Source organism: Acinetobacter suaedae, assembly GCF_008630915.1.
Classification (GTDB): domain Bacteria; phylum Pseudomonadota; class Gammaproteobacteria; order Pseudomonadales; family Moraxellaceae; genus Acinetobacter; species Acinetobacter suaedae.
This window is the reverse complement of record NZ_CP043909.1, coordinates 2,364,586-2,377,274: the sequence shown is the minus strand read 5'-3', so window position 1 is coordinate 2,377,274 and position 12,689 is coordinate 2,364,586. Positions and strand designations below refer to the sequence as shown.

Annotated in this window: 7 protein-coding genes and 2 pseudogenes; 7 read left to right on the top strand and 2 right to left on the bottom strand. The window is 41.7% G+C overall.

Annotated features, from left to right (window positions below):
- Nucleotides 1-12: 12 nt before the first annotated feature.
- The 6 genes and pseudogenes from astA (at nt 13) to F2A31_RS10960 (ending at nt 8,615) form a co-directional block, all read left to right on the top strand.
- A complete protein-coding gene (gene astA, locus F2A31_RS10985; RefSeq protein ID WP_150026412.1) occupies nt 13-1,056 on the top strand; it encodes an arginine N-succinyltransferase in 1,044 nt (347 codons plus the stop codon).
- Nucleotides 1,056-2,525 carry a succinylglutamate-semialdehyde dehydrogenase gene (gene astD / locus F2A31_RS10980; RefSeq protein WP_150026411.1) on the top strand — a complete coding sequence of 490 codons (1,470 nt, stop codon included), beginning with the start codon at nt 1,056-1,058 and terminating at the stop codon, nt 2,523-2,525. The genes astA and astD overlap by 1 nt, the downstream gene beginning before the upstream one ends.
- 33 nt (nt 2,526-2,558) lie before the next feature.
- Entirely contained in the window at nt 2,559-3,899 is a 1,341-nt protein-coding gene (gene astB, locus F2A31_RS10975; protein ID WP_150026410.1) for an N-succinylarginine dihydrolase, read from the top strand.
- A gap of 95 nt (nt 3,900-3,994) precedes the next feature.
- The gene (astE, locus tag F2A31_RS10970; protein WP_150026409.1) at nt 3,995-4,969 is read left to right on the top strand and encodes a succinylglutamate desuccinylase; all 975 of its coding nucleotides are present in this window, start codon (nt 3,995-3,997) and stop codon (nt 4,967-4,969) included.
- Between the two features lie 311 nt (nt 4,970-5,280).
- Nucleotides 5,281-6,637, top strand: a pseudogene (locus F2A31_RS10965) (amino acid permease).
- 272 nt (nt 6,638-6,909) lie between these two features.
- A pseudogene (locus tag F2A31_RS10960) lies at nt 6,910-8,615 on the top strand (NAD-dependent malic enzyme).
- A gap of 65 nt (nt 8,616-8,680) precedes the next feature.
- Here F2A31_RS10960 and F2A31_RS10955 read toward each other — a convergent pair.
- Entirely contained in the window at nt 8,681-9,496 is an 816-nt protein-coding gene (locus F2A31_RS10955) for an IclR family transcriptional regulator domain-containing protein (protein WP_150026408.1), read from the bottom strand.
- A 140-nt stretch (nt 9,497-9,636) separates the two neighbouring features.
- Here F2A31_RS10955 and pobA point away from each other — a divergent pair, with 140 nt between their 5' ends.
- Nucleotides 9,637-10,851 (top strand): 4-hydroxybenzoate 3-monooxygenase, encoded by a 1,215-nt coding sequence (gene pobA / locus F2A31_RS10950; protein ID WP_150026407.1) that lies wholly within the window; start codon nt 9,637-9,639, stop codon nt 10,849-10,851.
- Between the two features lie 71 nt (nt 10,852-10,922).
- On the opposite strand, the gene F2A31_RS10945 is transcribed toward pobA, so the two are convergent.
- The gene (locus F2A31_RS10945; protein WP_150026406.1) at nt 10,923-12,677 is read right to left on the bottom strand and encodes a tannase/feruloyl esterase family alpha/beta hydrolase; all 1,755 of its coding nucleotides are present in this window, start codon (nt 12,675-12,677) and stop codon (nt 10,923-10,925) included.
- Nucleotides 12,678-12,689 lie beyond the last annotated feature (12 nt).

Genomic DNA, 12,689 nt, shown 5'->3' with positions numbered 1-12,689 from the left:
GAGCATCTAACCATGATGATTGTTAGACATGCAGCGCATCGGGACTTAGATGATATTTATCGTTTAGCGCAACGAGCAGGAGAGACAGGCATTGGTCTGACCTCCTTGCCACGTAATAAAGAGATCTTGGCCGAACGTATTACACGGACAACCCGTACTTTGGCTGGTTTAGCTGAAAAGTCAGATGAGAGCTATTTATTTGTACTTGAGGATACCAGTCTACAAAAAATTGTGGGAGTGAGTGCGATTGAAGTTGCGGTGGGTTTAAATGAACCATTCTATAACTTCCGTGTGGCAACACAGGTGCATGCCTCGAAAACCTTAAATGTATATAAGGCCTTAGACACGCTCTTTTTAAGTAATGATCATACGGGTTGTAGTGAGCTGTGTACGTTATTCCTTGATCCTGATTATCGAAAAAATCAAAACGGTAAGTTTCTTTCTAAGGTTCGTTTTCTATTTATTGCCGCATTTCAGTCACATTTTAAAGCAAGATTGATTGCGGAGATGCGTGGTTATTCTGATCAAAATGGATATTCACCATTTTGGAATGCTTTGGGATATCACTTCTTTAATATGGATTTTGCGACCGCAGATTATTTGAGTGGCATTGGACAAAAAGTTTTTATTGCTGAGTTAATGCCAAGATTTCCAGTGTATGTGGATTTATTACCGGCTGAAGCTCGTGCAGTCATTGCGGAAGTTCATCCTCAAACCCTTCCTGCTGCGAAAGTATTGATGTCAGAAGGGCTTCAATATCAAGGCTATGTCGATATTTTTGATGCGGGGCCAACCTTAGAGGCCAATACTGCCGATCTACGTGCAGTCAAAGAAAGTCGTTTACTCACAGTCAAAATCACTGAGCAAATTGAAACGACAGATATTCACTATTTGGTTGCCAATGACCAATACCAAGATTATTGCGTGCTGTTGATCAATAACTGCGTCTCAGAGGGCGATACTTTAATGGTCACACCAGCACAAGCTCAAGCACTCCATGTTAGAGAACAGGACGAAGTGCGAGTTTTAGCATTAGATAAAATGGAGAATCACTAATGTCACAAGGTGCATTATTAATCAATGGTGCTTGGGTACAGGGAAAAGGTACAAGCTTTATTAAAACCAATCCTGTGAGCAATCAACAGATTTGGGCGGGTCACGAAGCCAATGTTGTTGATGTTGATACAGCGTGTGCGGCAGCAAGAGACGCTTTCCCTACATGGGCACGACTTGGATTAGAGCAACGTATTGCCATTATTGAACGTTTTGCGAGTTTACTTGAACAAAATAAAAATCAACTGGCTCAAGTGATTAGTCAAGAAACCAGTAAACCACTTTGGGAAACCTTGACTGAAGTCCAATCGATGATTGGGAAAGTCGCGATTTCAATTCGTGCTTATCATCAACGTACGGGTTTTAGTGAAACTGAAATGCCAGATGGCATCGCATCATTGCGTCATCGTCCTCATGGCGTACTCGCTGTATTTGGTCCCTATAATTTCCCTGGGCATCTCCCGAATGGTCATATCGTACCTGCATTAATTGCGGGTAATACGGTGGTATTTAAGCCAAGTGAACTTACGCCATGGACAGCAGAAGAAACTGCAAAATTGTGGCAACAGGCTGGATTACCAAAGGGTGTGCTCAATCTCGTACAAGGTGGTCGCGCTACAGGTGAGGCATTAGCTGCTGCTGAGCAAATTGACGGTTTACTGTTTACAGGTAGCGCCAACACAGGCTATCACTTGCATAAACAAATGGCAGGTGCACCTGAAAAAATTCTAGCCCTTGAGATGGGCGGCAATAATGCCTTAATCATTGATGAAGCAACGGATATTGATGCAGTGGTGAATCTAGCCATTCAATCTGCTTTTGTGTCTGCGGGACAACGTTGTACCTGTGCACGTCGTATTATTGTGAAACATGGCGTCAATGGCGATGCATTTATTCAACGTTTTGTTGAAGTCGCAAAAAACTTAGTGATCGGTGCTTGGGATGCAGAACCACAACCATTTATGGGTGGGGTAATCTCAGCGCATGCTGCAGATCAGATGATGGCAGCCCAAAGCAAACTGATTGCTTTAGGAGCAAAGCCATTACTTGAAATGACCCGTCCTCAAGCTGACAGTTCATTACTTACCGCTGGCATCTTAGATGTGAGCGAGGTAAATGCAATCCCAGATGATGAATACTTTGGTCCATTGACAACGATCTATCGTTATCACGATTTTGATGAAGCACTCAAAATAGCGAATAACACACGTTTTGGTTTGGCTGTCGGTTTGGTTTCACCTGATCGAGAGTTATTTGATCGTGTGCTGATCGAAGCACGCGCTGGCATCGTGAACTGGAATAAACCATTAACGGGTGCTTCTAGTGCTGCACCATTTGGCGGTGTCGGTGCATCTGGTAACCATCGTGCAAGTGCATTTTATGCAGCAGATTATAGTGCGTGGCCGATGGCTTCACTGGAAAGTGATCACGTTACACTACCTTCAAAATTATCACCGGGCATTGTGCTCTAAGTTCAATCGTGCCGTGACGATAGGGAGAAAAAAATGTCAGGTTATGAAATCAATTTTGATGGTTTAGTTGGACCGACCCACCACTATGCAGGCTTATCTTTTGGTAATGTTGCATCGACCAAAAACCGCAATAACGCATCGAATCCGAAATTAGCTGCCAAGCAAGGCTTAAAGAAAATGAAAGCCCTTGCGGATTTAGGGCTTAAGCAAGGGGTGTTTGCACCACAAGAGCGTCCACATGTTCCAACCTTACGCCGTTTAGGTTTTACTGGTAGTGATATTGAGGTGATTGCACAAGCAATGCGAACAGCACCTGCATTGTTATCTTCACTCAGTTCAGCATCTTCTATGTGGACTGCAAACTCATGCACCGTGTCACCATCGGCTGATAGCGCGGATGGACGTGTACATTTTACAGCCGCAAATCTAAATAATAAGTTCCATCGCTCAATTGAGCATCATACGACAACGCGAATTCTTAAAGCGATGTTCGATAATGATATATATTTCGCGCATCATGACGCCTTACCAGATGCAGCACTATTTGGTGATGAGGGTGCAGCCAATCATAACCGTCTAGGCGGTGGATATGAGCAAGCTGGCATTCAAGTTTTTGTTTACGGACAGCAACAACTCGGTGGTACGGTTGCGCCGAAGAAATTCCCTGCACGTCAAACCCGTGAAGCGAGTGAGGCGATTGCACGTTTACATCGTTTAGATGCAAAACGGACGATATTTATTCAACAGAATCCTGACGTGATTGATCAAGGTGTATTTCATAACGATGTGATTGCGGTCAGCAACCAACAGGTACTTTTCCATCATCAACATGCGTTTTTGAATCAAACACAAGCCTTGGATGAAATTCGCCAGAAAATGGCAGGGATTGAGCAAGAATTTATCTCGATCGAAGTCCCTGAAAACCGTGTGACAGTTGAGGATGCTGTTGCGACATATTTATTCAATAGCCAAATTTTGACACGCGCAGATGGTGGGATGAGTATCGTTGTACCTGAAGAGTCTCGTCAAAACAAAGCGGTTTGGAGCTATTTGAATGACATGATTCAGATGGGCACGCCTATTGATGACATCAAGGTGTTTGATCTGCGTGAAAGTATGCGTAATGGCGGTGGACCAGCATGTTTGCGTTTACGTGTTGCGGTCAATCAAAAAGAGTTAGCAGCAGTTAATCCAAATTTATTTATGAATGACGACCTGTTTAAAACACTCAATCAATGGGTAGATCAACATTATCGTGATGAATTAACGCAGGATGATTTAGCAGATCCAAGTTTGTTGATTGAGAGTCGTACAGCATTAGATGAATTAACCAAAATTTTAGGTTTAGGTTCTGTTTATCACTTTCAACGCTAATCTTCGTAGTTAAAAGATTGATATGGATTTTCCTCAAATCCGAATGCTCACCATGGTATTGGATTTGAGGTGGTTAAACGAGGGAGTGATGGCATATGGTTGATCTACTAGAGTTGACTCTTGCGCAGCAAACACCTGAACACACTCAAGGTGAAACAGCTGAATTTACTTGGCAATGGCTAGGTGAAGGGGTGTTGGTCTGCACGCCTAAAACACACTATAACAAAGCCATCATACTGTCTGCTGGTGTGCATGGGAATGAAACGGCACCGATTGAATTACTTGCAAAGATGATTCAAGACTTGTTTGCATGTCGTTTGCGTTTAACAGAACGGGTACTTTTTGTTTTTGGCAATACGCAAGCGATTCGCAAAGGTGTGCGTTATTTAGAAAATGATATGAACCGCATGTTTTGTGGTGCTTATCAGCAATTAACGATGGATGTTGAAACCCAACGGGCTGCATTGCTAGAGCAAGTTACAACGCAATTTTTTCAACAAAGCAATGTTGATGCCCAACGCTATCATTATGATTTGCATACTGCAATTCGAGCTTCATTACTTCCTGTCTTTGCTTTATTTCCTTATCAAACGCAACCTTACGATGATTTTCTGATTGAAAGTCTCAATGCTGCAGATCTTGATGCTTTGGTCTATCACAATGCTGTGGGTAAAACCTTTACACATTTTACTGCTGAGCATTTCCATGCAGCGAGCAGTACTTTGGAGTTGGGTAAGGCCAAAGCATTTGGTCAAAATGACTTAGCTGAGTTTTCAGCGATCGATCAGGTACTTCGCGCAATTCTATCCAGTGAAGTGCTGCCATCACGGCAAAAAAAGACTATTCGCCAATTTAAAGTTGTGGATTCAATTTTAAAACAAAGCGAGAACTTTCAACTACAGCTCGATGCAGGTGCCCCTAATTTTTCAACCTTTCAAAAAGGCGATGTAATCGCGACTCAAGTGGCTGGAAATTATATTGCACACGATCAGCAAGTTTGGATTTTATTTCCAAATCCAAACGTGAAAGTTGGATTAAGGGCTGGGCTCATCCTCAAAGAAATGATGTAGATAAAAAACAGTCTTCATATTTAAAGCGGTTCAAGGAAATGATGTACATGGAGTTTGAATATGGATATTCAGTAGAAACAAATAATTGAAAAGTGAAGGATTCTCTCAATCATCCTTTTTAAAAATCGAAACAGCAAGGACAAGTTGTCATAAGAATACAATTGGAGTAATTGTGTATGAGTAATAACAATGAGAAGACATTTCTGACAGGAGATGTCTTGAGTGGGGACTATGCACCCCAGCAAGAGTCATCTCAGCAATCGAATGTTTCATCATCTGGTGTGGTGGTTGGACAACCATTAAAACGTGCTATGACCAAGCGCCATTTGGTGATGCTCTCATTAGGTGGCGCGATTGGAACAGGACTGTTTCTTGGATCGGGAGATGTCATTTCTCAAGCTGGGCCGTTTGGGGCTGTTTTAGCTTACTTACTCGGTGGTGTTATTGCCTATATGGTGATGTTATGTCTAGGTGAGTTAGCTGTACACATGCCTGTTTCTGGGGCATTTGGTGAATATGCTCGCACCTATATTGGTCCGGGTACAGGTTACATGGTGACTTGGTTGTATTGGTTGACATGGACTGCCACCCTCGGTACAGAATTTACTGCTGCAGCATTGCTTATGCAGGAGTGGTTTCCTTCAATTTCGATGTGGATTTGGACGCTCATATTTGCAGGTTTAGTTTTTGGGTTAAATGTGAGTTCGACTCGTTTTTTTGCTGAGTCAGAATTTTGGTTATCGCTTGTTAAAGTATTGACGATTATTTGTTTCATTGGTTTAGGGCTTGTGGCGATCTTTGGTTTTATTCCTTATCAAGGTCATGAGTCAGCACCATTGTTTTAGTAAATTGACGGAACATGGTTGGTTTCCTCAAGGTATTTTTCCAATTTTTGCCACGATGCTGATCGTTAATTTTGCCTTTTCAGGAACTGAGTTGATTGGTGTCGCAGCGGGAGAAGCTGAGAATCCAGCTAAAACGGTCCCGAAAGCAATCAATGCTGCAATTTGGCGTTTACTGATTTTCTTTGTGGGTACGATTGTGGTGATTTGTGCCTTACTTCCATTTGAAATGGCAGGCCTCAATGCCAGTGGTATTAGCAGCAGCCCATTCGTTACGGTATTTAATTTTATTGGGATCCCGTATGCCGAAGATATTATTCGTTTTGTGATTATTACCGCATTACTTTCTGCAGCAAACTCAGGGTTATTTGCTGCATCTCGCATGATGTGGTCGCTCTCCATTCAAAAACAATTACCTAAAGTGTTTTCTACGCTCACTGCTTCGGGTACACCGATTATTGCGATTGTGGTCACCATGTTCGGTGCAATTCCTGGACTATTATCAGAGCATTTCGCACCAGAAACGATTTTTAAGAACTTGTTGGGTGTCGCTGCATTTACCATGGTTGTGGTATGGATTACGATTTGTATTAGTCAATTTAACTTCCGTCGACAATGGATCAAATCAGGTAAAACCGTTAAGGATCTGAAATTTGCTGCGCCATTGTTTCCTTTGACACCGATTTTAGGTGGCGTATTCTGCGTGATTACCTGCTTGAGTATGGTGGCTGATCCATCAATGCAAGTTGGTTTTGTCTGCTGTCTATTATTCATCATTGCATGTTATGCAAGTTACTATTTCTTTTATAAGGATAAATTGTCTTAAATGACACCATTATACTGAAGTACGTATACGTGAGATAAGATTTTAACGTATGCGTACTTTGAGTATGGGGCTCTTGTATCATTGTAACCTCATTTCAGTCTTTATTTTGTCATACTATTTAGCCTCTAAATAATGATGCATTTTATATACAACCAGATAAATACAGTTTCCGAGCTTGATTAGTGTAAAATTATTACAAGGCCAGAGTTCAGTGATGGATGGACTTGAGCAATGAAGATTTGACATTTGACGGTAAAGTGAAAGAGTACGGTATGACAGTAAGTCCAATTAAAATCAAAAAACCTTTGTATATCCCTTATGCTGGAAACGCGCTTTTAGAATTACCTTTGTTAAATAAAGGTTCTGCTTTTACTGAAGACGAACGTGAACGATTTAATTTACATGGTTTGATCCCTAACAATATTGAAAATATTGAAGAACAAACACAGCGGTCGTATCAGCAATATCTTTCTTTTGGGAATGACTTGAATAAACATATTTATTTAAGAAACATCCAAGATACCAATGAAACACTTTTTTTTTATAATTTATTGAGTCAACATCTAGATGAAATGTTGCCAATTATCTATACGCCAACCGTAGGTGAGGCATGCCAACGTTTTTCAGACATTTATCGTCGTCATCGAGGTATTTTTATTTCGTATGGTGAGAAAGAATATATCGATCAGATTATTCATAATGTGAATAAGCGTAATGTTAAAGTCATCGTAATCACGGATGGTGAGCGCATTCTCGGTTTGGGAGATCAAGGTATCGGTGGCATGGGGATTCCGATTGGAAAGCTGTCGCTATATACCGCATGTGGTGGAATTAGTCCTGCTTATACACTGCCCATCACCATTGATGTGGGGACCAATAACCAAGCATTGTTAAATGACCCGATTTATATGGGACTAAAAAGTCCGCGGATTACAGGTGAGGAATATTACCAATTTGTAGAAAAAATTATTTCTGCAATTCGTAAACGCTGGCCGAACGTGCTTATCCAGTTTGAAGATTTTGCACAACATAATGCGATGCCTTTACTTAATCAGTATCGTGATAGGATTTGTTGCTTTAATGATGATATTCAAGGTACAGCAGCAGTTACCGTTGCGACATTGATAGCGGCCTCACGTGCTCAGGGGAAACAACTTAAAGATCAGACCATTACCTTTGTTGGTGCAGGTTCAGCAGGTTGTGGTATTGCTGAACATATAGTAAGACAAATGATCGATGAAGGCTTAAGCGACCATGAGGCACGTTCACGTATCTTCATGGTAGATCGTTTGGGTTTGATGACTGATCAACAAGAAAATCTATTAGATTTCCAGAAAAAAATTGGCAACTCCAGTCGCTGCGATTCAATCATGGGAAGGGTTGAGTGACAATATTGCCTTATTGGATGTGGTGAAGAATGCTAAGCCAAGTATTTTGATTGGCGTATCAGGACAGGCTGGATTATTTAGTGAAGAAGTGATTAAGACTTTAGCTAAATATTATAAGCATCCAATTGTCTTGCCGTTGTCGAATCCAACTTCCCAAGTTGAAGCGCAACCAAAAGATATTATTGAATGGACACAGGGTTCAGCGATTGTAGCAACAGGTAGTCCGTTTTGCTCCTGTGTATTATGAAGGCAAACCTTATTCGATCGCACAATGTAATAACTCGTATATTTTCCCTGGGATCGGTCTCGGCGTGATTGCTTGTGGAGCGACACATATTAGCGACTCAATGTTGATGGCAGCAAGTACTGCTTTGGCGGATTGTTCTCCTCGACTGAAAAACCCAACAGCTGATTTATTGCCAAATATTAATGATATTCAACAGGTTTCAAAGTTTATCGCCTTTAAAGTAGCAAAAGCAGCGATGGCAGATGGCTTAGCTGTTCCGATGAGTAATGATCTACTCAAGACAGTGATCGATGATAATTTTTGGATACCCGAATACCGTCATTATCGTCGAGTAACCTTCTAATCCTTTTTTAAATAGAAAATGACCTCCAAAAGGAGGTCATTTTTTAATGCTTCCTTCTCAATAATTTAAACCATACTCCTCAATTCATTTGCTGTGTTATGCAATAGCGGAAGGACATGTTGAATTAAATAATCTTCTTGGACACGATTGGTCTGTGACATGCAGTTTAATGCTGCAATCGCTTGACCTTGAGCATTGAGAACAGGGACAGCAATCGCGATCACGCCGAGCTCATGTTCTTCTTTGGACAAACAATAATCCGAGCTTGCAATGTGTTGTAAACGTTCCAAGAATGCAGCTTCATTTGTTTCTGTGAATGCAGTTAAACGTTTTAATCCGTATTTCTGTACCCAATTTTTTTGCTGTTCTTGTGATAAAGCCGCTAATAAAACCTTACCTGTTGATGTGGCATGTGCAGGCAAACGGTGCCCAAGATGCATTCCAAAAGGGCTGACTCTGAGATTATCTTGCTGAGGTAAATAACTACGTGCGATGGGAACAACTTCATTTTCATCCAAAACAACGATGGAAAAAGTTAGTGTTGTCTGTGCACATAAGAGATTTAAAAAAGATTGGGTAATTTTAGGTAAATGTGCGGAGCTTAAATATGAACTTGAAAAGCGTAAAACCCGATGCGTAAGCCAATAATAATGTTCATCAGTCTCTAAATATCCTAGATATTTTAAAGTCTTTAAATACCGTCTTGCTGCTGTTCGGCTAATACCTGTACGTTCAGCGACTTGTGTGACGTTTAACCGCTGGCGATCTACACCAAAAGCTTCTAATAAACTTAGGCCTTTACCTAAGCCCGCAATATAGTCTTCTTGCCGAATTTGCTCATTTAAATAGGGATGCTGCAAATAATCATTTGGGTGAGGCATTTGAACTTCCTTGTTCTAGATCAGTTTTGTCCGAATATCGGACATACATAATGATATGCGGTTAATTTCGATTTTCATATATAGATGCTGTACCACGCAAGCAGTAATTTAAAAGATAAGGAATTTGCAAGGATGTGGTTATGGAAATCGTTAAAACGAAAGTTGCAATTATTGGTTCTGGACCTGCGGGTTTATTACTCGGACAGCTTTTATATAAAGCGGGTATTCATCATGTGATCATTGAACAACGCAGTGCTGAGTATGTCGCATCTCGTATTCGTGCAGGTATTTTAGAGCAAGTATCTGTTGATTTATTAGAACAAGCTGGTGTCGATCAGAATCTAAAGGCAAAAGGATTACCACACTCAGGTATTGAGATTTTAACCAATGGAAAAAAACATCGTGTTGATTTGTCTTCATTGACTGAAGGAAAACAAGTCACGGTCTATGGTCAAACAGAAGTGACCAAAGATTTAATGCAAGCACGTGAACATGCTGAACTAACCTCATTTTATGAGGCGGAACAAGTACAAGTTGATGACTTCTACAGCAAACCTAAAGTTACATTCCATTATCACGGAAAAGACTATCAAATAGAATGTGACTTCATTGCAGGTTGTGATGGCTATCATGGTGTTTGTCGTGCCAGTGTGCCAGAAGATAAAATTAAGACCTTTGAAAAAGTGTATCCATTTGGCTGGCTAGGCGTTTTAGCTGATGTACCCCCAGTTGCGGATGAGCTGATATATGTGCAATCTGAACGCGGTTTTGCTTTGTGTAGTATGCGTTCAGAAACACGTAGCCGTTACTACTTACAAGTACCACTGACAGATCATGTTGAGGATTGGTCTGATGAGCGATTTTGGGAAGAGTTGAAACGCCGTTTAGATCCTGAAAGTCGTGAAAAGCTTGTCACAGGGGTATCGATTGAGAAAAGTATTGCACCTTTGCGTAGTTTTGTGACAGAGCCGATGCGCTTCGGTCAATTATTCTTAGCAGGAGATGCCGCTCACATTGTACCTCCTACCGGAGCTAAAGGATTAAATCTGGCTGCTTCGGACATTGCTTATTTATCGAGTGCATTGATTGAGTATTATCATGAAGGTTCGGAGCAAGGGATCAATGAATACTCTGAAAAATGTTTGCAACGAGTGTGGAAAGCAGAACGATTTTCTTGGTGGATGACCCATCTACTGCATCGTTTTGAAACCGAAAGTGAATTTGACCATAAAATTAAACAGGCTGAATTAAGCTACATATTAACTTCTCAAGCAGGGCAGACCACTTTGGCTGAGAATTATGTTGGTTTGCCGTATGAGATTAGACCTTTGAACAATCTTCAGCCAGTAGGGTAGTTTCAGAGACAAAAAGAGAGCATGTATGCTCTCTTTATATTTTTTATTCAAGACTAAAACTTAAATCAGTTTTATGGTTTACAACTAAAGTTTTCGGCTTTTTCACTATCACCTTGACCATTGTAGCGAGCAATCAGTGGGTAAGGACAAAGTGGACGAGTACGATCAGGTGCCCAGTCTGGCGGAAGTTCAGCATTCACTTGACCACTTGGGTTACCTGTGCCGCGTGCAGTCGCAATGATTTTGTCAGGTACTTGCCCATATTCCACCCAGTTGACCAAAGCAGTCAATGCATCAAATTGGTCGGTCGCAATGCCATCACGGGTATGGTTCATGCCCGGAATCCTAAAGAAACGTGCAAATTCAGGTGCTGTACCTTTTGCATCATTTTTATAGCGTTGGAGCAGTTGATCGTACCAATTCTGAGTGTCATCCACCGAGAAAACGCCGTCTGCTGTGCCTTGCACCACAATCATTTTTCCACCGTGATTACGGAGTTTATCCAGATTAAGTTCATCGGGTGGCATCATGAATGACATCGAACTTTCTGTGTACACCTCATTGGTCGCTGATAGTTTTGGATAGTCGATATCGAAGTTAAAATTAAAGGCAAATTGTCTAGAATTTTGCATCACTGTTGGATCAGGTGGAACCTGAAAAATAATACCGACTGCAACGGGATCTCGTGCTGTTCCCACCGAAGATTCGAATTTCCAGCTTGCCCAGTTACTGCCGACTAAACCAGGGTCGAAAGGCTGGGTTGCATAGAGCGCTTGTCCAGCAGAGTTTACAGGGCCACGGTAAATTTTGACTAATACATCAATTTGTTCGGTACTTAAACAAGTACCATCTCTTGTGCTTGAGCAAACGGGTACATGCTGATGAATATCAAAAGCCGTACGGCAAGCCTCGACATCTTGGACCAAGCCATCTGCAACACCGTCTAAGGCATCGCATCGATCTAAAATCGCTTTTGCTAATACTTTACGCTCTGAAAGGATAAGGGCGGTACTTAGGTCATTTTCATCTGTTGCGACACGACGGAGTTGCTGCGCTGTATAGAGTTGAGCTGCGGCTGCACGAGGTAAATGAAAACCCGGTGTGCTTGCTAAAATTCCATCATATTGATCGCCTAAACGAGTTGCGGCAATCATGGCATGACGCCCGCCATTAGATGTACCGCCTGCATAGGAGCGGTCTGGAAATTTACCATATGCTGTTTTAATTAGATTTTTTGCCATAGGTGTAAGCTTGGTAATCGCACCATAGCCGTAGTTAATTCTAGCTTGAGGGTCTAAACCGAACATTGGATTTTGTGAGGCATTATGTCCAGCATCGGAAGAAATGACCGCAAAACCATCATGTAGCGCATTGGTCAGTGGACCACTGCTACCAACTTGACCCGTTGCAGGGACTAAATTACCATCAGTTCCGCCATTCCCTTGATAGAGAAAACGGCCGTTCCAATCAACAGGTAGACGCATTTCAAAACCAATTTGATAGGTTTGTCCATCCACGGGGCTTACACGTTGCTCCATATAGCCTTGGACTAAACAATGAGCGCCAATTGGCTTATGGGCGACAGTCAAAGTGCCTGCTTCTTGAAGCGTAGCTGAGCTAATGACCGTATTGTTGTACTGAAATCCGAGTAAGTCTGAACAGCTTCCTGTTATTTTTGCACCCACAGCAGGGGACAGCTGCGGTGGTTTGTTTGTTGAGGGAACCGTTGTGTCATCATTATCACTTCCACAGCCTGTCAAAGCGCCAAGCATGGCAAGTGTCAATGCGGAGCGGGTTAACAATCGTTTATTGTTAGAATCATTCATTTATTCATATCC

Bases quoted from the DNA above. Each gene is read 5' to 3' on its own strand.
- astA (WP_150026412.1), top strand. From the start codon at position 13: ATGATGATTGTTAGACATGCAGCGCATCGGGACTTAGATGATATTTAT.
- astD (WP_150026411.1), top strand. From the start codon at position 1,056: ATGTCACAAGGTGCATTATTAATCAATGGTGCTTGGGTACAGGGAAAA.
- astB (WP_150026410.1), top strand. From the start codon at position 2,559: ATGTCAGGTTATGAAATCAATTTTGATGGTTTAGTTGGACCGACCCAC.
- astE (WP_150026409.1), top strand. From the start codon at position 3,995: ATGGTTGATCTACTAGAGTTGACTCTTGCGCAGCAAACACCTGAACAC.
- F2A31_RS10955 (WP_150026408.1), bottom strand. From the start codon at position 9,496: ATGCCTCACCCAAATGATTATTTGCAGCATCCCTATTTAAATGAGCAA.
- pobA (WP_150026407.1), top strand. From the start codon at position 9,637: ATGGAAATCGTTAAAACGAAAGTTGCAATTATTGGTTCTGGACCTGCG.
- F2A31_RS10945 (WP_150026406.1), bottom strand. From the start codon at position 12,677: ATGAATGATTCTAACAATAAACGATTGTTAACCCGCTCCGCATTGACA.